The sequence below is a fragment of the Mangrovibacter yixingensis genome (assembly GCF_020523985.1).
GTDB lineage: Bacteria > Pseudomonadota > Gammaproteobacteria > Enterobacterales > Enterobacteriaceae > Mangrovibacter > Mangrovibacter yixingensis.
In genome coordinates this window covers 2,223,911-2,245,525 of sequence record NZ_JAIVKM010000001.1, presented here as the reverse complement: position 1 = coordinate 2,245,525, position 21,615 = coordinate 2,223,911, and the positions used below count along the sequence as shown (strand labels likewise).

The 21,615-nt window shown below is 50.5% G+C and carries 22 protein-coding genes; 16 read left to right on the top strand and 6 right to left on the bottom strand.

Annotation, left to right across the window (positions count from 1 at the left end):
- Positions 1–12 precede the first annotated feature (12 nt).
- The 4 genes from LC084_RS10345 (at position 13) to LC084_RS10330 (ending at position 4,212) form a co-directional block, all read left to right on the top strand.
- Positions 13–936 (top strand): dihydrodipicolinate synthase family protein, encoded by a 924-nt coding sequence (locus tag LC084_RS10345; RefSeq protein ID WP_226571049.1) that lies wholly within the window; start codon positions 13–15, stop codon positions 934–936.
- A gap of 65 nt (positions 937–1,001) precedes the next feature.
- Entirely contained in the window at positions 1,002–2,315 is a 1,314-nt protein-coding gene (locus LC084_RS10340) for an MFS transporter (RefSeq protein ID WP_226571048.1), read from the top strand.
- A 439-nt stretch (positions 2,316–2,754) separates the two neighbouring features.
- On the top strand, positions 2,755–3,687 hold the full coding sequence (locus LC084_RS10335) for an omptin family outer membrane protease (RefSeq protein WP_226571047.1): 933 nt from the start codon (positions 2,755–2,757) through the stop codon (positions 3,685–3,687).
- A 306-nt stretch (positions 3,688–3,993) separates the two neighbouring features.
- A complete protein-coding gene (locus LC084_RS10330; protein ID WP_226571046.1) occupies positions 3,994–4,212 on the top strand; it encodes a hypothetical protein in 219 nt (72 codons plus the stop codon).
- A gap of 82 nt (positions 4,213–4,294) precedes the next feature.
- On the opposite strand, the gene LC084_RS10325 is transcribed toward LC084_RS10330, so the two are convergent.
- A complete protein-coding gene (locus LC084_RS10325; protein WP_226571045.1) occupies positions 4,295–5,047 on the bottom strand; it encodes a UTRA domain-containing protein in 753 nt (250 codons plus the stop codon).
- 236 nt (positions 5,048–5,283) lie between these two features.
- Here LC084_RS10325 and LC084_RS10320 point away from each other — a divergent pair, with 236 nt between their 5' ends.
- From LC084_RS10320 to LC084_RS10265, 12 genes are all read left to right on the top strand, one after another.
- Positions 5,284–6,345 carry an ABC transporter substrate-binding protein gene (locus LC084_RS10320; protein ID WP_226571044.1) on the top strand — a complete coding sequence of 354 codons (1,062 nt, stop codon included), beginning with the start codon at positions 5,284–5,286 and terminating at the stop codon, positions 6,343–6,345.
- Between the two features lie 13 nt (positions 6,346–6,358).
- Positions 6,359–7,177 carry an alkaline phosphatase family protein gene (locus LC084_RS10315; RefSeq protein WP_226571043.1) on the top strand — a complete coding sequence of 273 codons (819 nt, stop codon included), beginning with the start codon at positions 6,359–6,361 and terminating at the stop codon, positions 7,175–7,177.
- A 2-nt stretch (positions 7,178–7,179) separates the two neighbouring features.
- On the top strand, positions 7,180–8,019 hold the full coding sequence (locus LC084_RS10310) for an ABC transporter permease (RefSeq protein ID WP_226571209.1): 840 nt from the start codon (positions 7,180–7,182) through the stop codon (positions 8,017–8,019).
- 17 nt (positions 8,020–8,036) lie between these two features.
- Positions 8,037–8,816, top strand: coding sequence for an ABC transporter permease (locus LC084_RS10305; RefSeq protein WP_226571042.1), 780 nt, complete (start codon positions 8,037–8,039; stop codon positions 8,814–8,816).
- Between the two features lie 6 nt (positions 8,817–8,822).
- Complete coding sequence (locus LC084_RS10300) at positions 8,823–9,815, top strand: ABC transporter ATP-binding protein (RefSeq protein WP_226571041.1); 993 nt, start codon at positions 8,823–8,825, stop codon at positions 9,813–9,815.
- A gap of 179 nt (positions 9,816–9,994) precedes the next feature.
- Positions 9,995–10,171 carry a YnfU family zinc-binding protein gene (locus LC084_RS10295; RefSeq protein ID WP_226571040.1) on the top strand — a complete coding sequence of 59 codons (177 nt, stop codon included), beginning with the start codon at positions 9,995–9,997 and terminating at the stop codon, positions 10,169–10,171.
- Between the two features lie 206 nt (positions 10,172–10,377).
- Positions 10,378–12,024 carry a methyl-accepting chemotaxis protein gene (locus LC084_RS10290; RefSeq protein WP_226571039.1) on the top strand — a complete coding sequence of 549 codons (1,647 nt, stop codon included), beginning with the start codon at positions 10,378–10,380 and terminating at the stop codon, positions 12,022–12,024.
- A 285-nt stretch (positions 12,025–12,309) separates the two neighbouring features.
- Positions 12,310–13,293: an ABC transporter substrate-binding protein gene (locus LC084_RS10285; RefSeq protein ID WP_226571038.1), complete on the top strand. Its 984-nt coding sequence runs from the start codon at positions 12,310–12,312 to the stop codon at positions 13,291–13,293.
- 14 nt (positions 13,294–13,307) lie between these two features.
- Entirely contained in the window at positions 13,308–14,189 is an 882-nt protein-coding gene (locus LC084_RS10280; protein ID WP_226571037.1) for an ABC transporter permease, read from the top strand.
- Positions 14,189–14,968: an ABC transporter ATP-binding protein gene (locus tag LC084_RS10275; protein ID WP_226571036.1), complete on the top strand. Its 780-nt coding sequence runs from the start codon at positions 14,189–14,191 to the stop codon at positions 14,966–14,968. Before LC084_RS10280 ends, LC084_RS10275 begins: the two co-directional genes overlap by 1 nt.
- 128 nt (positions 14,969–15,096) lie before the next feature.
- Positions 15,097–16,650 (top strand): histidine ammonia-lyase, encoded by a 1,554-nt coding sequence (gene hutH, locus LC084_RS10270; RefSeq protein WP_226571035.1) that lies wholly within the window; start codon positions 15,097–15,099, stop codon positions 16,648–16,650.
- A gap of 293 nt (positions 16,651–16,943) precedes the next feature.
- On the top strand, positions 16,944–18,053 hold the full coding sequence (locus LC084_RS10265; RefSeq protein ID WP_226571034.1) for an iron-containing alcohol dehydrogenase family protein: 1,110 nt from the start codon (positions 16,944–16,946) through the stop codon (positions 18,051–18,053).
- Here the strand turns inward: LC084_RS10265 and LC084_RS10260 are convergent, their stop codons facing one another.
- The 5 genes from LC084_RS10260 to LC084_RS10240 all read right to left on the bottom strand — a co-directional run bounded on the left by LC084_RS10260 (position 18,054) and on the right by LC084_RS10240 (position 21,607).
- Positions 18,054–18,215, bottom strand: coding sequence for a hypothetical protein (locus LC084_RS10260; RefSeq protein WP_226571033.1), 162 nt, complete (start codon positions 18,213–18,215; stop codon positions 18,054–18,056).
- Between the two features lie 17 nt (positions 18,216–18,232).
- On the bottom strand, positions 18,233–19,429 hold the full coding sequence (locus LC084_RS10255; protein ID WP_226571032.1) for an ABC transporter substrate-binding protein: 1,197 nt from the start codon (positions 19,427–19,429) through the stop codon (positions 18,233–18,235).
- 3 nt (positions 19,430–19,432) lie between these two features.
- A complete protein-coding gene (locus LC084_RS10250) occupies positions 19,433–20,455 on the bottom strand; it encodes a CobW family GTP-binding protein (protein ID WP_226571031.1) in 1,023 nt (340 codons plus the stop codon).
- Between the two features lie 103 nt (positions 20,456–20,558).
- Positions 20,559–20,849, bottom strand: a complete 291-nt coding sequence (locus LC084_RS10245) for a hypothetical protein (protein WP_226571030.1) — start codon at positions 20,847–20,849, stop codon at positions 20,559–20,561.
- 11 nt (positions 20,850–20,860) lie between these two features.
- Positions 20,861–21,607, bottom strand: a complete 747-nt coding sequence (locus LC084_RS10240; RefSeq protein ID WP_226571029.1) for an SDR family NAD(P)-dependent oxidoreductase — start codon at positions 21,605–21,607, stop codon at positions 20,861–20,863.
- Positions 21,608–21,615: the final 8 nt, after the last annotated feature.

Below are 21,615 nucleotides of genomic sequence, written 5' to 3'. Positions count from 1 at the left end.
TCAGGAGAATTTATGAAGTCCATTGAGGGTATTGTTCCGGTCATGCTGACCCCGTTTACAGCAGAAAACCAGATTGACTGGACTGGGCTTGAGCGGCTGATTGACTGGTACATTGCGTCAGGAGTGAATGCGTTATTTGCCGTATGCCAGTCCAGCGAAATGCAATATCTGTCGCTGGAAGAGCGCACGGAGCTTGCCCGTTTTGTGGTTGAAAAAGTGCAGGGCAGGGTTCCGGTCATTGCTTCCGGGCATATCAGCGATGATTTAAGTGCGCAGATTGATGAGCTACAGGCAATGGCGAAAACTGGCATCGATGCGCTGGTACTGGTGACGAACCATCTGGATCCACAAAATAAAGGTACGGAAACCTTTAAGGCCACTCTGGGCGCGCTGTTTGAAGCTTTACCGCAAGAATTACCGCTGGGTTTGTATGAATGCCCTGCTCCCTGGCGCCGTTTACTGAGTGATGAAGAGTTCAACTTCTGTGCGCAAAGTGGCCGTTTTGTGGTGCTCAAAGATGTCAGTTGCGACCTGCCCACCGTTGTTCGCCGCGTCAAACTAGCGCAGGGTACACCGCTTCATGTCATTAATGCGAATGCCGCCATTGCCTGGCCTGCTATTCAGGCGGGTTCTAAAGGGTTCAGCGGCGTCTTCACCAATTTCCACCCTGAGCTGTATGCCTGGTTATGGAAACATGGCAAGGAACAACCCGCTCTGGCACAGGAACTCTCTTTGTTCCTCTCCCTTTCTGCTGTGACAGAAACCCTGGGTTACCCCAAAAACGCCAAGATTTATCACCAGCAAATGGGCACGTTTGCCAGCGAATTCTGCCGGGTGAACAAGGACGATGTGCTGGAAAAATACTGGGGGCTGGGCGTCATTCTCGACCAGATTCGCCAGGGTACTGCACTGTGGCAAACCAAAACCGCTCGCTAACCAAACCTTAGCAGCATTTCCCTACAACCCTTCCCTGTAACAAGGGATAACCAGGTGACATAACAATGAAAGAACTTACCTCGACCCTGCCTGAGGATAGCCTGCCTGGCGTGAAAGGTTACCAGGGCACAGCCAGCCAGCCGGTAGTTGTAACCCGGCTGCGCTGGGGAATTATCTTGCTGCTGCTATTGGCAGCAATAGTGAACTACCTTGACCGGGCGAATCTGAGTATTGCCAATACTACCATTGCGGCAGAATTTGGCTTCTCGCAAACCGAAATGGGCTTATTGCTCTCTGCGTTTCTCTGGCCTTATGCCCTGGCCAACCTGCCTGCAGGCTGGCTGGTAGATAAATTTGGCCCCAAGCGGATGTTCTCCTGGGCGCTGTGCTTGTGGTCAAGCTGTACCGTACTGGCTGCTTTTGTGAATAGTTACAGCTTCTTTTATGGCCTGCGCATGATGCTGGGTGTCGCAGAATCGCCGTTCTTCACTTCCGGGATCAAAATTACCCACCGTTGGTTTGGTGAAACAGAACGTGGTTTACCCACGGCTATCATCAACACGGGTTCACAAATCGCCAATGCAGTGGCTCCGCCTATCCTGACTATTTTGTTACTCAGCTTTGGCTGGCGTGGCATGTTTGTGGGGATTGGCTTGATGGGGTTGCCATTACTGCTGGCCTGGTGGAAATTCTACCGTGATCCGGTGGCGCGTGAAGATGCGCTGATTCATGCCGGGCACACCACTGCCAGTAAAAATAGCGAAAAACGTACCAGTTGGGGCAGCTTGTTCCGTCATCCCACTACCTGGTTTATGGTGATTGGTAACTTCTCAATCATGTTTACCATTTGGGTATACCTCACCTGGTTGCCTGGCTACCTGGAAAAATCACTGGGGTTCAGCCTGAAAGCAACAGGTTGGATTGCATCCATTCCTTTCCTGGCGGGTATTCTGGGTGTGCTGGTCGGTGGCACATTATCTGACTGGCTGGTACGCCGGGGTGTTAAACCTATTACCTCTCGTAAAGTGCCGATTGTTTTAGGCGCAGCGCTGGCAGCCTGTTTTGTCGGCCCCATTCCTTTTGTTAGCAGTACGCCACTGGCGATTGGTTTGTTATCGCTGGGGTATTTCTGTTCCCAAATGCCACAAGGGGCGCTCTGGACACTGGCAACCGATATCGCGCCAAAAGACCAGGTCGCTTCACTTGGCGCTATTCAGAACTTTGGTGGTTTCCTTGGGGCAGCAATGGCACCGATTGTTACCGGTGTTATTCTGGATGCCACGGGTAAATTTACTAATGTCTTTCTGTTGGGCGCGGCTTTGTTGATGCTGGGCGCTATCAGTTTTGGCCTGTTTGTTCGCAAACCACTTAGTCAGTAACGCCACATCTTTCCTCCTTGCCTGCCAGTATGTTCGTACTGGCAGGCTTTTTTATGCCGGGTATTTTTATTGGCTGGTGGGCATGAACCTGGTAATAGAGTGAATAACGCTAAAGAATAAGCGCTTATTACGCTATAGGAATAATAAAACTACAAATTTCATTCACAATGTAATAAATAATCTATTTTTATTCCTAATTATACGGTTTTTCTTGTTATTTAAACCCGGCTCGCCCAGAGAATGCTCTTGGTAGATATTTAATTTGTGCTAAGTTATGAAAAATAAAAATAACCTACTAATATTGATTGTTGTTGGTTAAAAGTAGCAGGATTAATATCGGCATGCGAATGGCTTCTTCGCGAAAATTCTGAATGCTTCGTGCTTGTGCCAGAATAGTGCCCGGCGTGAGAATTCAGGGATAACAATAAATGGAATGAAAATGAAAAAACAAACAATAGCAGCCTTAGTTGTTGCGTCTTTCTCTGGTGTCGCTGCGGCAGATATGAACCCGGCAATGCCAAACCTCTCACCAGAAAGTGTCTCCGTATCAGCATCAACAGGGTACTTGGGTGGCGAATCACATGAGCTGGTTTATGAAGATGGCCGCAAAGTCAGCCAGTTAGACTGGAAGATAAAAAACGCAGCGATCATCAAAGGGGATATCTCCTGGGATGCTTATAGCTGGCTTACCCTGAACGCCCGCGGTTGGACAACCATGGCTTCTGGCTCAGGCCGTATGGATGATTATGACTGGCTCAACGAAAATCAGTCTGGTTGGACGGATCATTCTTACCATGAAAATACCACCCTGAATTACGCCAATGAATTTGACCTGAATATTAAAGGCTGGATACTGCGCGGTGAAACTTACAAAGTTGGGGCGATAGCAGGTTACCAGCAAACCCGGTTTAGCTGGACGGCGTTTGGTGGTGATTATAATTATGATAACGGTACTGATGTGGGGAGTTTTACTCCGGGTGAAAGAGGGATTGGCTACCAGCAACGTTTCTCAATGCCATATATTGGTTTGGTTGGGCAATACCGTTACCAAAACTTCGAAATCAATGGCGCATTTAAATTTAGCGGTTGGGTGAAGTCAAAAGATAACGACGAACACTACATGCGCGACCTGACTTTCCGTGATAAAGGCGGTAACAGCAATTATTACGGCGTGGCTATGGATGTTGGGTACTACGTAACACCAAATGCCAAAGTATTTGCGGAAGTTGCCTGGAACAAATACGAAGAAGGGAATGGCGGCACGGAAGTGATAGACCGTGATACTGGTGCTCATGAGTATTATGGTGGCGATGCCGCCGGGTTGCAAAATAAAAACTATACGGCGACTGTTGGCCTGCAGTACCGTTTCTGATACCAACACACCGGGTTCCCCGCCCGGTGTGTCATCACTTCTCTGGCAATATATCCGTTATGGCCTTTCCGGTTTTTCACCAGTCTGCTGCATAAAAAAACACCATCTTGCTGGTTTAATAAGCATTCGCTTTATGACAACCATTAATTAATTGTCAGAGATTGTCACAAAGCGCTATCACTGCTTAACTTGCGGGCGCACAGAAGATAAAATTTGCGTTAAACCGATTGGCAGGATCTGCAACCAGGCCTGTGTCAGAGAAAAAGTATGTTTCGAAGAAAAGTAAAATATACGGCTGTTGATAAGATGCTGTCGAAACTCCTGCAAAAGCAGGGGCTGAGTAAAAAAGAGGCCTTCCGGCTGATTGAAAAAGACGTGTACGCCAGCAGCGAGGAAGAAACAGCAGTCAGTAATGAAGAAGATGCCGATTACCCCCCGGTTAGTCTTGATGTCACATTCGAATTGCGGGAATTGCAGTTGCGGCGAGTGCTGCTCGCCCGGCGTATAAAAGAAGGAAAACTGTAGCGCGTTCTGGCTCTGTAGCGTGCTCGCGTGGCACGCCCAACCCCATCTTCATGCTTGCCATTATCACTTTGGTGTTGTGTGACTATAAAGTTGTGTGGCTATAAAACGGTGCCCAGTCTGTTTCTGAACCCGGCCCAACAGCCACATCAATACACAACGCATCATAGCGCCAGTATTCGTGGTCGCAGTCAATAATACGCCCATACTGGTCGCGGTTTGTTCGGTCAATAAACAATCCTGGGCTGCCGGGGGAAACATGCAGGCGGCCTGCCGCAAAAGCGGGGAGTGGCCCTGGGAAAACCCTAAAGCGCACCCCACCGTAGTGCAGCCCATAATCTCGTTGGTATAAATCGGTTAACGAGCCAGTCAGGTCTTTTTCCAGTAACCCTGGGAAATAACTTGGGTTAAGTGTGTTTTCAACATATAACACCGCCCGTCCATCAATATGGCGCAGGCGGCGAATACAAATGATTTCACTGCCCAGGGGAATACCTAACTGGTGGGCAACAGCTTCGCTTGCGGGTTGAAAACCCGCATTTATCAATTCCGTACTGGTGTGACGCCCTTGAGCCTGAGCCATTTCACGAAAGTGGGAGTGGTGGAGTGGGTTGTATACCAGGCGGGGAGGGGCAATAAACCAGCCACGGCGTACTTCGCGGTAAATGACACCCTGTGCTTCTAACTGGCGCAAGGCTTCACGCAGCGTAATGCGGGTAGTCATAAATTGCTGGCTTAACGTGCGCTCAGAGGGCAAACGCCGGTCTTCGTTAAACTCACCACGCTGAATGCGCTCTGCCAGTGCTTCACAAATCACCTCGACAGTTTTCTTTGCCATTTTCCCCAGCCTCAAAAATGTGCCAATTAGCCAAAATAGTGCATCCCATGACTCACCTTTTCCCTGCAACCTGGAAACAACTCACTGTCGGGTTGTCATGTTTCTGTAATAAAACGTTTATAAATCAAAGATAAGATCCAGCGTCTTAAGTCGTTGTTCTGCTTTGGCCTGTGTTTTGCAAGAACGATTTTGCTGGACTAGTCCAATAACAATCACATCACTGGAGCATAGCATTTATGAAACGCATGTATGTATCTTTGTTAGCCAGTACATTGCTCGTGGCATTGCAGGTAGCCAATGTCCATGCGGCAGATTTGAGTGCGCTTGAAAAAGCGGCAAAAAGTGAAGGCGAAGTGAATAGCGTTGGTATGCCGGACAGTTGGGCAAACTGGAAAGGCACCTGGGCAGATATGCTGTCGAAATATGGCCTGAAGCATATGGATACGGACATGTCTTCAGCTCAGGAACTGGCAAAGTTTGCAGCAGAAAAAGAAAATGCGACAGCCGATATTGGTGATGTGGGGATTTCTTTTGGCCCAATAGCAGTGAAACAGGGCCTGGCGTTGCCTTATAAACCCAGCACCTGGGATCAGGTTCCCGCCTGGGCGAAAGATAAAGATGGCTACTGGGCTGTGGCATACACCGGCACCATTGCGTTTATTATTGATAAACAACAAGTAAAAGACGCACCACACAGTTGGGCTGACCTGAAAAAAGGCAAATATGTTGTGGATATCGGTGATGTTGGTGTTGCTTCTCAGGCAGCATCTGGTGTGCTGGCTGCCAACTACGCGCTGGGTGGCAATGAAAAAAATCTCAAACCTGCGCTGGCATTTTTCGCTGAGTTGGCAAAACAAGGGCGCCTGGGCGTCACAGACCCAACAATTGCGAATATTGAAAAAGGCGAAGTGCAGGTTGGCGTAGTGTGGGACTTCAACGGCCTGAACTACCGCAAACAAATCGACCCGAAACGTTTTGAAGTGGTCATTCCTTCAGATGGTTCTGTGACCTCTGGTTACACCACCATTATCAATAAATACGGCAAACACCCGAATGCCGCTAAATTGACCCGCGAATATATCTTCTCCGACGCTGGGCAGATCAACCTTGCTCGTGGTTTTGCCCGCCCGATTCGTGCAGAGCACCTGACCTACCCGGCAGATGTGAAAGCGCAAATGCTGCCAGACAGCGAATATAAAAATGCCCGCCCGATTGCTGACCAGCAAGCCTGGGAGAAGAGCGCCAAAATGCTGCCGCGTCTGTGGCAGGAAAACGTCATGATCAACATGCAGCAATAAGTTTGAGGGCGGTATGAAAACGATTCTGGTTATTCTCGATGGCCTGAGCAACCAGGTTGCATCACATGCAATGGGCTACCTGCACGCAGAATGCGCGGAGGGAAAAGGGCAGGTGTATTCAATGACCTGCGAACTGCCATCGTTATCCCGCCCACTTTATGAGTGCATTCTCACCGGCATTCCGCCGGTGAGAAGTGGCATTATTCATAATGGGGTGAGCCGGTTAAGCCGTGAGCAAAGTATTTTTCACTATGCGCGGGCGGCGGGATTAACTACGGCAGCGGCCGCTTACCACTGGGTTAGCGAGTTGTACAACCGTACACCTTTCAACCCGGCACGCGACCGACATGTACAGGACCCAACACTTCCTGTGCAGTATGGACACTTTTATTCTGATGACACCTACCCTGATTCACACCTGTTTGAAGATGCAGAAAGCCTGCGCCTGTGCCATGACCCGGATTTTTTGCTTATTCATCCCATGAATATTGATGATGCCGGGCATAAGTTTGGTCTTTCATCGCCGCAATACCGCAACAAAGCGCGTTTTGCTGACGGTTATTTATCTCATTGGATGCCAGTTTGGCTTGCCGAAGGCTACCAGGTACTGGTGACAGCCGACCATGGTATGAATGATGACCGAAGCCACGGTGGCATTCTGGAAGAAGAGACCTGTGTGCCTTTGTTTGTATTTGGTGACGGGTTTTCAAAACTTCCTGATTTAACCATTCCCCAAACCACCTTGTGCGGCACTGTTTGTGAACTATTGGGAGTGGCGCACGATAAACCGGTTTGCCGTGCGTTGTTGGCACCTAAGCAGGAGTGGCACTAATGATGAAAGGAAAGTGGCTGGCGGTGCTATGCCTGTTGCCTTTTACACTGTTTTATCTTGCCTTCCAGATTGCACCGCTTATCTGGATAGTGGTGAACAGTTTCTGGAGCGACAGCATGGAAGCATGGGGGCTGGGGAATTACCAGGATATTCTGACTTCCCCCTTTTACCAGCAAGCTATCACCAGTTCATTGAAAATTTCTATATTATCAAGTCTTTATGGGTTAATAATTGCGCTGATTGGCGGCTATTCTCTGCATCAAATCGGTAATGGCAAGTTACAGCGCATTATTATGTCATTCACCAATATGACCAGCAATTTTGCCGGCGTACCACTGGCGTTCGCCTTCATTATTTTATTGGGGCTAAACGGCTGTATCACATTGTTGATGCGCAAATATGGTTTGCTTGGTGATTTCCGGCTTTATTCCATTGACGGCATGATTCTGGTGTACACCTGGTTCCAAATCCCGCTTGGCTTATTGCTGTTGTTCCCCGCGTTTGATGGGCTGAAAAAAGACTGGGAAGAGGCCAGCGCGCTGCTGGGTGCCAGCCGCATACGCTATTGGCTGCATATCGGGCTGCCAGTGTTGTCCCCCGCGCTGATTGGCACATTTGTTATTTTACTGGCAAATGCACTGGGTGCTTATGCCACCATTTACGCACTCACTTCTGGCAATTTCAACGTGGTTCCGGTGCGTATTGCAGCACTGGTGTCCGGGGATATATCTCTTGATCCCAATATGGGTAGTGCACTGGCCATGTTACTGGTTGTATTGATGTCGGCGATTACTGTTATTCAGCAGTGGATCCAGCGCCGCAGTTACCTGAATGCGCGCTGAGTCAAGGAGCGGTACCCATGTCGAAAAGTGAATATGTATATCACCGTGTCGTGATTAGTTTGTTATTACTGATTCTTGTTGTCCCATTGTTGGCAACGTTGTTATATGCGCTGGCAACCGAATGGGGTGCCACAATTTTGCCAGATGGGCTGACGATTGAGTGGTTTTCCCATTTGTGGCACGACCCACGTTTCCTGGCGGCACTGGGCCGTTCACTGATCATCTGTTTTGGTGCGTTGGTGTTTTCTTTTGTGCTGGTTCTGCCCGTAATGTTTGTGATTGCCTGGTACTTCCCATTCCTGGGCAGCATTATGAACGTGCTGATTTTACTGCCTTTTGCTATCCCGCCGGTGGTGTCTTCAGTTGGGTTGTTGCAGTTGTACGCATCAGGCCCTGTGGTGCTGACAGGAACGCCCTGGATACTCATTGCCTGTTATTTCACCATAACTCTGCCGTTTATCTGGCGGGCCATCAGCAACAATATGCAGGCTGTGAATATTAAAGAACTGGTGAGCGCGGCAAACCTGCTGGGTGCCAGCACATTCCAGGCGGCGTTTTTGGTGGTGCTACCAAACTTGCGTAAAGGGGCAATGGTTGCCGTATTGCTCTCGTTTTCGTTTCTGATTGGGGAATTTGTGTTTGCCAATATCCTGGTGGGCACGCGCTACGAAACGTTGCAGGTCTATCTCTATAACATGCGTAACGGCAGCGGTCACTTTACCAGTGCGCTGGTGATTTCTTATTTCTGTGTTGTTCTGCTGATTACCTGGCTTGCCAGTGCACTGAATCGTAAGTGAGGGCTTATGTCTTATTTAAAAGTTTCACAACTCAATAAACACTATGGCCCAACCCGGGTATTTGAAAATATTGATTTCAGTGCGGATGAAGGCGAATTCGTTACCTTACTTGGCCCCAGTGGCTGCGGTAAATCAACGTTGTTGCGCTGTATTGCCGGGCTGACAGACCCGGACAGTGGCAGCGTAGAGATTGCCGGGCAAAATATTGTGCCGCTTGCACCGCAAAAACGCGCCATAGGCATGGTGTTCCAGAGCTATGCGCTGTTCCCGAATATGACGGTGAAAAAGAACGTTGCCTTTGGCCTGCGGATGCAAAAACTCCCGGCCAGTGAAATTGAGCAGCGCACCAGTGAAGTGTTGGAGCTGGTGGAGTTGTCGGCATACAGCCACCGTTTCCCACACCAGTTGTCTGGTGGGCAGTGCCAGCGTGTTGCCCTGGCCCGTTCACTGGTTACCCGCCCACGTTTACTGTTGCTGGATGAACCACTTTCTGCGCTGGATGCCCGTATTCGCCGCCATTTACGTGAACAAATCCGGCGTATTCAGCAGGAGTTGCGCCTGACTACACTGTTTGTCACCCACGATCAGGAGGAAGCGCTGACACTGTCTGACCGGATTATCCTGATGAACCAGGGCAATATCATTCAGAATGGCAGTGCCGAAACCCTGTACACCGAACCTGCCGATCTATTCGCCGCGAATTTTATTGGTAACTATAACGTACTCAGTGCTCAGGATATGGCGCGTTTGAGCGGTATTGAACACAACGGGCAGTGTGCGTTACGCCCAGAATCCATCACCATTTGTGCTCCAGGCCAGGGTATTCCAGCCACCATTCTTGACCGCAGCTTACTGGGGAACGTGGTGCGTTACCGGGTTGTCGCGCAGGGGGTTGAATTACGTGTGGATGTGCTTAACCGTAGTATCGCGGACTTATTGTCTGACGGGCAACAGGTTGCTATCACACTGGATCTTAGTACGTTGCGGGATGTTGCGTAACTCACCGGTTAAAGCCTGCACAGACTTTGTGTGCAGGTAATCCCCGTATTAAGCAGAAAGTTGAGCCATAAACAGGTTATTGCCATTCATTTTGTGCGGGTTTATTCTTTGGGTGAAAAATAAGCAGAACAAACGGGTTGCTATTGCTTAGCCGTTCAATACCCCGGAGGTGTTCGCATATGTCATATACCAGTGGTCTGCGCCATTTTGGTGAACGTCCAGTCCCCGTAAAATGCCCAAAATGCGCTCATATAGCTAACCAACGCGCAGCTAAACTCCGTAAAAATACCCTGTTGAAATGCCCGCATTGTGGCCTTGAATTCTTGCCTTCACAGTGCCCGCGTATTGGTGGGTAATGAAGCCTGCCAACGTGTTGATGAGCGTTGGTGATTTTGCCAGTCTGGCAGTTTTGTATTCCGCCTTTAAATAACCATACGGTGACATGAAAGTGAAATATTAATGGGAAGGGGGTCACCCTTTTATCTCTGAACCGATTTAGTGGTGAAGAAATAAGCAGAAAGGACGATAACACTGGCAGGTATTGTCGTTAAGGAACACCGTTATGCTTTCTGCACTGAGATTAAATCAATTTCGTATTGGGCCACGTTTATGGCTGTTATCTGTTCTGCTATTGGTACTGACATTGTGCGCTGGCGCAATCGGCGGCTATGTGAATTACCACTGGACCAAGAGCAGCCAAAAATTTATTGCCCGTGAAATGCTGATTGAACAATCAATTGATACTGCACGTAATGCCCAGGTGCAATTCAAAATACAGGTACAGGAGTGGAAGGACACCTTACTGCGCGGTGTTCAGGAGGCAGACTTGTTCACCAAATACAAAGCGGCATTTCTGGCTCAGAATGACAAAACCCAGGCGTTGCTGAATACCTTAAGCAAGCAATTACCCGCCTTGGGTATGAGTAACCAGGATGTGTTGGCGGCCCGTGAAGCGCACTCGCAGTTACTGCGCCAATACCTCAGTGCCCTGGAATCATACGATACTGCTGACATAAACAGCCCTGCCAGGGTCGATAAACAAGTACGCGGTATTGACCGTGCCCCTACCAAAATGATTGACGGCGTGGTCGAGAAAACCTTGCAACATGCCAAAATGCTGCACCAGGAAATTAATGCAGAGAACACCCGCCATTACCAACAAATCCAGACCATTATTGCTCTGGTAATCGTGCTGGCAGTGCTAACGGGTGGTGTGGTGACCTGGCTGATTATCCGCAGTATTACTCGGCCTGTCGCTCAGGCGGTACAGGTTGCGCGCCAGGTCGCTTCCGGTGACCTGAGAGCCAATATAGAAGTGTCCGGCAAAGATGAAATAGCCGGGCTGATGGCCGCTCTGCAAACCATGAACAACAGCCTGGCGCGTATTGTGAGTGAAGTGATTGATGGTGCGGAAAATATAGCTGGTGCATCTGCCAGTATTGCTGATGGTAGCCAGGCGCTGTCTACCCGCAATGAAGCACAGGCCAGTGCGTTGATTGAAACGGCGGCATCGATGGAAGAGGTGACCTCCGCCGTGAAACATACCGCTGACAACGCGGCAGAGGCGAATAAACTGAGCCAGAATACCGATGCCATGGCCCTGGACGGTAACCACTCAGTGGAACGCCTGGTCGAGGCCATGGGCGATATCAACCGCTTCTCTACAGAAATAAACAGTATCGTGACGGTGATTGAGAGTATTGCGTTCCAGACCAATATATTGGCGCTTAACGCCGCTGTTGAAGCCGCAAGAGCAGGTACTGAAGGGCGAGGCTTTGCGGTTGTTGCCAGTGAAGTGCGGGCGCTGGCACAGCGTTCGTCTAATGCTGCGAAAGAGATTAATACTCTGATAAGCCGCACTTCCAGCCGCATTGCCCAAGGCAACGACCTTGCCGGGGAAGCAGGGGTGGCGATGAAACAGATGTTGAATAACATTCGCCAGGTATCACAACTGGTGGAAACTATCTCTGTTGCCTGTAACCAGCAAAGTGCGGGTATTGAGCAGGTGAGCCTCGCTGTTACGCATATGGATTCAGCTACGCAACAAAATGCCACGTTGTCTCAGCAATCCAGTGAAGCCGCCAGCCAGCTCCATCACCACGCTGCCGCTTTACTGGAAAGCGTTAACAGCTTTACGCTGAAATCCAGTGGCTCATCGAATAACTATGGTGAGAATGCGTTACCGGCCCTGGAAAGCCGACCGGCCTGATAAAACTCTGGTTAGCGCATGCCCCGCTTGTGCGCAGGGCATGCACTGTATTGGGGCGTTCGCCCTGTTGTTATGCACACCTTTTCCTCTCTCCTGCCTGTTATCCCCACTGTTCCGGGTTTAAATAAAGCTGGCACAGGCATTGCAACTTTGTGACTGTTGCTTGTATAGACAAGACTATACGCGTCCGCCTTTATCGCATTTCCAGGTAGTAGTATTGGGCGTTCAGCACAGCATTTGGGGTTATCACTTTCCATTAACAGGTTGCTTTTTCAGGAGTGGTCGATGAACAAAAAAAATGCAAAAAACAGATTGAAGCGCGTCTTGTCTGTGTGTGGCGTGGCACTGGCAATCAGTGCAGTTACTGGTGGTCTTGCACAGGCTGCCGATACGCCCGTCGTCATTGGTATTTCTGGCTGGACAGGGTTTGCACCACTGACTCTGGCACAGAAAACTGGCATTTTTAAAAAGCATGGCCTGGATGTGACACTGAAAATGGTGCCACAGCAATCCCGCCATCTGGCTATTGCTTCCGGTTCACTGCAATGCGCTGCGACCACTGTGGAAACCTACCTGACCTGGAACGCCAGCGGCGTACCGATTAAGCAAATTGTCCAGTTAGATAAATCCTACGGGGCGGACGGTATCGCCGTGCGTAACGGTATCACTAAAATCACTGATCTTAAGGGCAAAACCATCAGTGTGGATGCGCCAGGGACATCGTCTTACTTCCTGCTGGCATGGATCCTCGATAAAAATGGCATGAGCATGAAAGATGTCAAACTGGCAACACTTGGCCCGGATGCAGCTGCTCGTGCTTTTATTGCTGGTCAGAACGATGCCGCAGTCAGTTATGAGCCCTATTTATCCTCAATCCGCCAGAACCCGGAAAAGGGCAAGATCCTTGCCACTACGCTTGATTACCCGGTTGTGATGGACACGTTAGGTTGTACGCCAGATTGGTTGAAAGACAACCCGAAAGCGGCTCAGGGTCTGGTAGACAGCTATTTTGATGCGCTGGATATGATCAAAAAAGATCCGGAAAAAGCGAATGAAATTATGGGTGCGGCAGTAAAAGAAACCGGTAAACAGTTCGCCGAGGAAGCCAGTTACTTGCGTTGGCAAGACCGTGCGGCAAATAAAAAATTCTTTAGTGGCGAGATTACCACCTTCAGTAATGAAGCCGCTCACCTGCTGACCGAAATGAAAATCCTGCGTAAAACGCCGGATATCAGCACACTGTACGATGCGCAGTATGTGAACAAGTAATGAAGGATCGTGATATGACAAGTCCTGCAAGCCAGGTCGCAGAAACTAACGTTAATAGCACATCGCATTTTGCTGAGCCGGCTCCGTTGCCGGCCAGTAAAAAGGTGTGGCATAACCCATTAATGGTGCCGTTGCGCCCGGTGAATCTTCGCCACCGTATCTTGTTGGGTATTTGCTTTTTTATTCTCTTTTTTGCCGTGTGGGCATTGGCGACGTTTACTGGCCTGATTTCGCCGACATTCCTTGCCAACCCAGCCACTATGCTGGAAGAAGGGTTCTACCTGTTTCGGGATTATGGTTTTGCCGGTGATGTAGGCATGACTATTTTCCGGGTATTGGCAGGCTTTATCCTGGCGGCAGCCCTGGGTGTTCCTCTGGGCATAATGATGGGTTCCTGGAAGATGGTTGAAGCGTTCTTCGAACCGTTTATTTCCTTTTGCCGTTACCTGCCCGCATCGGCCTTTGTTCCACTGCTGATTCTGTGGGCCGGGGTTGGGGAGTTACAAAAAGTATTGGTCATTTTTATTGGGTCATTTTTCCAGATAACCCTGATGGTGGCCGTTACTGTAGGTGCAGCCCGCCGTGACCTGGTTGAAGCGGCGTATACCCTGGGGGCCACGAATAAGAGTGTGGTACGCCGGGTGATAATTCCGGGCGCCGCGCCCGAAATTGCCGAGTTATTGCGCCTGGTGCTTGGCTGGGCGTGGACCTATGTCATCGTAGCTGAATTGATTGGTTCATCGAGTGGGATAGGCCACATGATTGTAGACAGCCAGGCATTGCTTAATACCGGGCAAATGATCTTCGGGATTATTGTTATCGGGGTGATTGGTTTGCTGTCTGATCTGGTGTTTAAAGCGGTTAACCGCCGCCTGTTTATGTGGAGTTCACTGTAATGCATTATCCCAAACTCAGCATTCGCCAGGTGGAGCGGGTATTCCAGGGGCCTAACGGGGAACAAACTCAGGCGCTGTTGCCGGTAGATTACCAGGTGAATGAAAACGATTTTATTACCATTCTTGGCCCGTCCGGGTGTGGTAAATCGACTTTGCTGCGCATTGTCGCCGGGCTGGATACGCCCACAAGCGGCGAAGTGTGGCTGGATGGTGAGCGAGTTGAAGGCCCAGGGGCAGACCGGGGTATGGTCTTTCAAAGCTATACACTGTTTCCCTGGCTGACGGTGGAACAAAATATTCGCTTCGGTTTGCAGGAGCGGGGAATCGCTAAAGCAGAACAGAAAGCCCGCAGTGACTATTTCATTCATAAAGTCGGGTTACGTGGGTTTGAGCAACACTTCCCGCGCCAGCTTTCCGGCGGTATGCAACAACGCACGGCGATTGCCCGCGCACTGGCGAACGACCCGAAAGTGCTACTGATGGATGAACCCTTCGGCGCGCTAGATAACCAAACACGGGTCATGATGCAAGAGCTGTTGTTATCAATTTGGGAGGCATCGCGCAAAACAGTACTCTTTGTGACGCACGATATTGACGAAGCCATCTTTATGGCAAATAAAGTAGCTATCTTCAGTGCCCGCCCAGGCCGAATCAAGACGGAAGTACCGGTTGATTTCCCACATCCACGGGATTACCGGCTGAAAACATCGCCAGAGTTTATGGCTCTTAAGGCTCGGGTTACTGAAGAAATCCGGGCAGAAACCATGCTGGCACACTAACTAAGTTGCACTGGCTCACCTTTATGATGCTGCGGCCAGTGCCATATGAAGCCATGAGAGCAGGTGCTCGCAAGGCGTTTTAACTAACAGATTTTTTTTCGCTACACTTGTATATACAGGAATAGACTATGGCTGCAACTACCCCACACTTAACCCGTTGTGAACTTCATCCCGGCCATATTGGGCTGGTGGAATTACGCCAAATTTACCAGGGTAATGTACAGCTGGCGTTGGCTGAAGAGGCCCGTGCCAGTATTGAGGCTGCACAACAACGGGTACTGGATATTGTTGATACCGGTGAGGTGGTTTACGGCATTAACACCGGGTTTGGCAAACTGGCGCAAACCCGGATTCCGGCTGACCGCCTTGCTGAATTGCAACGCAACCTGGTGTTATCTCACAGTGTTGGGGTGGGCAGTGATTTACCGGATAACGTTGTCCGGCTGGTTATGGCAACCAAGGTTCTGAGCCTCTCGCGCGGCCATTCTGGTATTCGCCCGGAGATTATCGACGCACTGGTTGCCTTGTTTAATACCGGTGTTATGCCCTGCATTCCGGAAAAAGGCTCGGTTGGCGCTTCTGGCGACCTGGCACCGCTGGCGCATTTATCTCTGATGCTGATTGGCGAAGGCCAGGTACGGGTTAATGGTGAAAAGATCCCGGCTGTTGACGGTCTGGCGCTGGCCGGGCTGAAGTCTTTCGAATTAGGGCCAAAAGAAGGCCTGGCATTACTGAATGGTACTCAGGTTTCCACCTCACTGGCACTTTCCGGGTTATTTGAAGCAGAGCGGGTGTTTGCTGCCGGGTTGATGGCTGGCGCACTCTCGCTGGAAGCGATTAAAGGCTCGGTGAAACCCCTGGATGCGCGTATTCATGAAGCACGTGGCCAGGCCGGGCAAATTGCAGTGGCGGCAGCGTTGCGTGAAGTGCTGGCCGACAGCGAAATTGTGGCTTCTCATGCACATTGTGGCCGGGTTCAGGACCCGTATTCTATTCGTTGTGTTCCGCAGGTGATGGGCGCATGCCTGGACAACCTGACGCATGCTGCGCGCATTTTACGCATTGAAGCCAATGCCGCATCTGATAACCCGCTGGTGTTTGCGGATAACGGCGATGTTATTTCTGGTGGTAACTTCCATGCAGAGCCGGTTGCGTTTGCTGCAGATATTATTGCGCTGGCGGTTGCGGAAATTGGGGCGATTTCTGAACGCCGTATGGCATTGTTGCTCGACAGCGGTTTGTCTGGCCTGCCGCCATTTTTGGTGAAAGATGGCGGGGTTAACTCCGGCTTTATGATTGCCCAGGTGACAGCGGCTGCACTGGCTTCAGAAAATAAATCACTGGCTCACCCAGGCAGTGTGGACAGCCTGCCCACTTCGGCAAACCAGGAAGACCACGTTTCAATGGCAACGGGCGCTGCCCGCCGCCTGCGGGATATGTGTTTTAACACCAGCGTGGTCGTGGGCATTGAAGCTATGGCTGCCGCACAAGGGATTGAGTTCCACCGCCCATTACAAAGCGCCAGCTACCTGGAGGCGGAACTGGCATCTATTCGCGCAGTCGTCTCTTTCCTTGAAAAAGACCGCCTGATGGCACCAGATATCGAAAATATGCGCCTGTGGGCTTCTCGTGAACAGTGGCCGGAAGCTATCACTGCATTGTTGCCGGGGTATGGTGCATAGTTGTCGGGGGATGGTGCATAGTTGCCTGGTAATATAACCGTGCTCTATTTTTTCTCACAAGGGTTGTGCCAGTTGTGGCACAACCCTTGCTTGTATTAAAGGTTATCGCCTGCTCAGTCACCCTTCTTGTGAAGTGATTCGCTGCTTGCCTGCCTGCGCTGTATCTACGCATGGTTGCCCGTTTGGGGAACTGTTCGTTAGTAGTGCATTTTGTGCATCAGTTTGGTGCGTTTGGGCCGGTGAGCGATTACTTTTATTGTCATACACAAGCATACAAATTAGGGAGAGGTACTATGAGCGCTCAAAACATCATTTTTCCGGCACAGATACTGCGGGGGCCGGGAGTGATTGCTCAGCTTGGCGAAATATGTGCTAAGGCGGGTGAGCGGGCATTAGTGATTGGCGGGCATCAGGCCCTTGCGGCCACCGAATCCACCATTCGCGAACAACTGAGCTTAAGTGGCGTAACTCTGGTGGGTTGTGAGTGGTTTGGTGGGCAGTCCAGCGAAAGCAACATCACCCGCCTTGCGGGTTGCGTGGAAACTCTGGGGGCTGATGTCATTATTGGCGTAGGCGGCGGAAAATCTCTGGATACCTGTAAGGCGGTGGGCGTTGCGGCACATGTGCCGGTTATTACTGTTCCCACCATTGCTGCTACTTGTGCAGCGGTGACTCCCTTAACTATTCGTTACCATGATGACGGGCATTTTCGTGATCTCTACCCGTTGCCTCAGGCTCCCCATGCCGCAATTATCGATAGCGAATTATTGGCACGCGCGCCGCTGCGCTGGTTGGCGGCTGGCCTGGGAGACACTCTGGCAAAATGGTATGAATTCCGCGCTATTGGCGAACAGCATACCCAACTGAGTGGAATTGCCTGTGCTTCCAGCGCCAACAGCCGTATTTGTTATGACCTGATTGCCACTTTTGGTGGTGAAGCCTGTGAAGCTGCCCGTGCCGGGCAATCCAACCCTGCGCTGGAACAAGTGCTGGATGCCATTTTTATGTTCGCCGGGCTGACATCGCTGATGAGCAGTGGCGCACATGCTGCAGCCGCACACGCAATCTATGAAGGCTTTACTGTTTGCGATAAAACACGTGAATTCGGCCACGGTTTATTAGTGGGTTTTGGCAACCTGTGCTTGCTGGCGCTGGAAAATCGCAGTGACGAAGAAATGCTGGAAGCCATTGCTCTGGCCCATGCCTGTGCAGTACCACTGCGCCTTGCTGACATTGCCGACCTTAATCCTGAAGAGCTGGATGCCATTGTCCAGGAATCGGTTATCGCGCCCGATATGCAAAATATGCCAGGGAAAGTGACACCGCAGGCGCTTTACCAGGCGATTGCGCGGGTAACTCAGTTGGCCGAGGGCTTCCTGGCGGGGCAACCCGCAGTTGCGTAATCATTTCGCGTCAGCCTCCTGGCTGGCGCGCCATCGCCCCCGTGACAACGTAAAGAATAGCCGGGCAGACTGGTGTTCCGGGTCTGCTACTTCCCGTTCAAAATGAAAACCACCAATTCCTTTAGCCGGTACAAACGAAGGAGAGTGCCTGGCAATATTCACAGCAGGCACATTACCACTTATTTTATTTTTAGCGCTTCCTGCCATTGCCGTGTCAGATAATTGTGTTCATCCATAACAGAGTTCCACACGGCGATGTGGCTCATGCGTTGTTCATAGCTGCCACCATCCCGTATTTCGCCTTTAGCAATTAACGGGGCACCAAGTGCATCAAACAGTGTTTCTGTTGCGGGTTTCCCGCCATACCAAAAATCCCACTCGGCTGATGAAAGGAATGCCCGGCTGCGCTCTGGATTCGAAATATAGTACCCCTGGCGAGCCATAACCGCGCCCGGCCAGCCAGACAGCCACCAGTTCAGGTATTCATAGGCTGCATCTTTGATTTTCCCGGTAGCGCAACGTGAGAGAGACATGCCGCCATACCACGCCCGATACCCTTCACGGGGATGTGCCATTTTGTAACCCCGTTGATGGAAGTGGTGGCGGAAATAGATAGGAGCCCACAAGCTTTGTACTTCAACCTGGTGGTTATCGATTAACTCACAAGCCTGGTCCTGAGTGGACCAGAATGCAGCAAAATGCCCATGGCGATTGAGCCTTGCCAGGGCATTGGTCAGTACATCGATTTCATCGAGTGATAAATTACCAATATTGTTAAACCTTGCAAGCCCAGCACCCTGCATTGCCAGTGCAGCATCAATACCACCCATTGCCGCATCTTCCTGTAGTGCGACCTGGCCTGTTAGCGCATCATCGAACAACCACCCCCAGCTTTCTTGTTGACCGCGTAGTGAGGCAGGGAGCAGGTCTGTGTGATAGGCAAAACTATCGGCATTATGGGTCAGGGGCAACATACTTATCAGGTTGCTGGGGTGGCTACTGAGTGAAAGGTCGCGTTGTACGTAAAGACGCTGCGAAGGCACGCTCCCATCGGCAACTTTACCATCCGGACTCAATGTACCTTGCTTGGCCAGCTCATTGACTTCATCCCAGTATTTTAGCCGCTTGATTTCCAGAGGCTGGATGGCACGGGCAGGCCAGACAAAATCTATGTTATGGAACCACTGGTCATAAATATCGTAACTTTCAGGTTGCATTACGGCGATACGCTGCGCATCTTCCACACTATGTAACAGGTACTCTATTTTTATCCCGAGATCCTGTTCTGCACGTACCCGTAATAATTCCAGCAATGTGACAGAGGTACCCAACACGCGTAATGTGAGTTGATCATTGACCATTGCCGCAGAATTCATTCTTCAGGTCTCCTGTAACGCCTGCATATAGCGGTTAAACGATTTCTGTAAAAGATCTGCATCCAGACCACGCAAAATAAATACGAGCTTTGAATTCTCTAACTCCCCAGGCCAATCGTCCAGATGCACTGGCGGGTGAAGTGAATGCTGTACACCATGAATAACAATCGGTGAGGTACTACCGCTAACACGCAAAATACCTTTCATACGTAATACTGAACCACCATGGCTGTGCAGGAGCAGAGATAACCAAATCGCAAATGCGGGCCAGTTCAATGATTCCTGAAGTGTGATAATACAGGTTTGTGTGACCGGATGCGCGTTATGGTGGTGTGTGGCATTTAGGGTAAAGTCTTCGTTGGCACAAGCCCCCAACCAGCGAAAACGCCGCTCACGTGTACCCCGAACAACGCTTTGTTGAAACAGTTGTTGTGGTGCGCCAAGTGCCTGGCGAGTGTCACTGAGTTCTGCCAACGAATTAATTTGCTGTAACCACTGATGCAGTGAATCAACTTGTGCAGGCTCCACCCGGTCACTTTTGCTAATCAGTAGTTTATCAGCCGCGCTTACCTGAGCCAGCCACTCAGGTTGGTTATCTGCCTGCTGCCTGGCATGTTCTGCATCGACTAACGTGACCATGGTACCCTGGGTGAAATGGTGACGAAGTTGGCTGTCATGCAATAAAGTGGACAATATCGAAGCGGGGTCGGCCAGGCCTGATGTTTCCAGAATAACCTGGCTGAACGGTGGCAGCAGGCCGCGGGTTCGGCGCTCATAAAGGTTGAGCAAGGCGGTTTTTAACTCACCGCGAATTTGGCAACAGGCACATCCACTGGGAAGAAGAATGGTGTCGGGGGCTACTTCATTAAGCAGGTGGTGGTCAATGCCAACCTCTCCAAATTCGTTAACCAGCAATGCAATATCATTGAGGTTTTGTTGGGCAAGCCAACTTTTCAATAGCGTGGTTTTCCCGCTACCGAGGAAGCCGCTCAGTATATGTAGTGGCAGTTTTTCTTCATGTTGCATTGAAAAGCCTTCTGAGTGATAGCGTATTGAGCACTAGCCTGGAGAGTTAGCACATTTGTGGATCGCAAGCGGTGTGATGTGTGTAACCCCCAGGTTTCTTGGGTTATTTTCTTAGCGTTTCCAACCAGTTATCATTCAGTGGGTCGACAGGCTGGTGAATCATTTTTTCTGCTTCCTTCCACAATATATCCAGAGAATGCACCAGTGTTTGCTGGCCTGTAGGGCTGGCAAGCAGCCAGCTATTATGAAATTCGCTCAGTGTTAAGTGCCAGGGTTTCAGCGTACGGTTAAGCAGCGCCAGTTGCTGCAATCGCAACTGGCGCTGTGGTAATTCCTGGCGCAGTGGATCGCTCCACTGCGGGCCATTATCAAGCAGACCACAAACGCCACACATGTTCTTCTCCGTTAGGGCATAACATCGCCAGAATTAGGGCCGAGAGTTTGGCCAACAAATAAATTTCCCCCCGGTTCGCTGGCGAGAAGTAATGCAGTGGGGGCTATTTCGAAGGCCTTGCCGAAACGGCCCAGGGGCAACTCCGCTGACTTGGCTTCTTTCCAGGCGTGATTAATGCCATCAATCAATGGTGTTTCAATTGGTCCTGGAGCAATGGCGTTCACCAGTACATTACTGGCCGATACTTCAAGTGCCAGTGATTTGGTAAAGCCGATGACGCCAGCTTTGGCGGCAGAGTAGTGACACAACTCCGCACCGCCTTTGATCCCGAGCTGAGAAGCAATGTTGATAATGCGCCCGGAGCGCTGTGCCAGCATCGATGGCAGTGCACGCTGTGTTGCTAAAAACACGCTGCGTAAGTCCACGTCCATCATCTTTTCCCACATGTCCAGTGTGAGATCAGTGCAACGAGCTTGGGTTAGCATTCCCGCGTTATTAACCAGCACATCTATACTGCCATATAACGCCAGGCAATGGTCTACTGCAGCTGTTGCGCCACTGACTTCACCTACATCAGCCACCACACCACAGCACTGTGCGCCGGATTGCTGGCATTCTGTTACCATGTTGTCGAGTTTGCTGCCGTTACAGTCAGTTAGTACCAGTAACGCGCCTTCCCTCGCAAATAATTGAGCAATAGCGGCACCAATGCCGCTGGCTGCACCTGTAATCACGCAGCGTTTATTTTGTAATTGCATTTTTCCTC

What these genes read in the sequence shown, in the direction of transcription:
- LC084_RS10290 (WP_226571039.1), top strand. Translation starts at nt 10,378, where the DNA reads ATGCTTTCTGCACTGAGATTAAATCAATTTCGTATTGGGCCACGTTTA.
- LC084_RS10300 (WP_226571041.1), top strand. Translation starts at nt 8,823, where the DNA reads ATGTCTTATTTAAAAGTTTCACAACTCAATAAACACTATGGCCCAACC.
- LC084_RS10255 (WP_226571032.1), bottom strand. Translation starts at nt 19,429, where the DNA reads ATGAATTCTGCGGCAATGGTCAATGATCAACTCACATTACGCGTGTTG.
- LC084_RS10335 (WP_226571047.1), top strand. Translation starts at nt 2,755, where the DNA reads ATGAAAAAACAAACAATAGCAGCCTTAGTTGTTGCGTCTTTCTCTGGT.
- LC084_RS10325 (WP_226571045.1), bottom strand. Translation starts at nt 5,047, where the DNA reads ATGGCAAAGAAAACTGTCGAGGTGATTTGTGAAGCACTGGCAGAGCGC.
- LC084_RS10265 (WP_226571034.1), top strand. Translation starts at nt 16,944, where the DNA reads ATGAGCGCTCAAAACATCATTTTTCCGGCACAGATACTGCGGGGGCCG.
- LC084_RS10250 (WP_226571031.1), bottom strand. Translation starts at nt 20,455, where the DNA reads ATGCAACATGAAGAAAAACTGCCACTACATATACTGAGCGGCTTCCTC.
- LC084_RS10310 (WP_226571209.1), top strand. Translation starts at nt 7,180, where the DNA reads ATGAAAGGAAAGTGGCTGGCGGTGCTATGCCTGTTGCCTTTTACACTG.
- LC084_RS10280 (WP_226571037.1), top strand. Translation starts at nt 13,308, where the DNA reads ATGACAAGTCCTGCAAGCCAGGTCGCAGAAACTAACGTTAATAGCACA.
- LC084_RS10340 (WP_226571048.1), top strand. Translation starts at nt 1,002, where the DNA reads ATGAAAGAACTTACCTCGACCCTGCCTGAGGATAGCCTGCCTGGCGTG.
- LC084_RS10245 (WP_226571030.1), bottom strand. Translation starts at nt 20,849, where the DNA reads ATGTGTGGCGTTTGTGGTCTGCTTGATAATGGCCCGCAGTGGAGCGAT.
- hutH (WP_226571035.1), top strand. Translation starts at nt 15,097, where the DNA reads ATGGCTGCAACTACCCCACACTTAACCCGTTGTGAACTTCATCCCGGC.
- LC084_RS10330 (WP_226571046.1), top strand. Translation starts at nt 3,994, where the DNA reads ATGCTGTCGAAACTCCTGCAAAAGCAGGGGCTGAGTAAAAAAGAGGCC.
- LC084_RS10320 (WP_226571044.1), top strand. Translation starts at nt 5,284, where the DNA reads ATGAAACGCATGTATGTATCTTTGTTAGCCAGTACATTGCTCGTGGCA.
- LC084_RS10240 (WP_226571029.1), bottom strand. Translation starts at nt 21,607, where the DNA reads ATGCAATTACAAAATAAACGCTGCGTGATTACAGGTGCAGCCAGCGGC.
- LC084_RS10345 (WP_226571049.1), top strand. Translation starts at nt 13, where the DNA reads ATGAAGTCCATTGAGGGTATTGTTCCGGTCATGCTGACCCCGTTTACA.
- LC084_RS10285 (WP_226571038.1), top strand. Translation starts at nt 12,310, where the DNA reads ATGAACAAAAAAAATGCAAAAAACAGATTGAAGCGCGTCTTGTCTGTG.
- LC084_RS10295 (WP_226571040.1), top strand. Translation starts at nt 9,995, where the DNA reads ATGTCATATACCAGTGGTCTGCGCCATTTTGGTGAACGTCCAGTCCCC.
- LC084_RS10305 (WP_226571042.1), top strand. Translation starts at nt 8,037, where the DNA reads ATGTCGAAAAGTGAATATGTATATCACCGTGTCGTGATTAGTTTGTTA.
- LC084_RS10275 (WP_226571036.1), top strand. Translation starts at nt 14,189, where the DNA reads ATGCATTATCCCAAACTCAGCATTCGCCAGGTGGAGCGGGTATTCCAG.
- LC084_RS10315 (WP_226571043.1), top strand. Translation starts at nt 6,359, where the DNA reads ATGAAAACGATTCTGGTTATTCTCGATGGCCTGAGCAACCAGGTTGCA.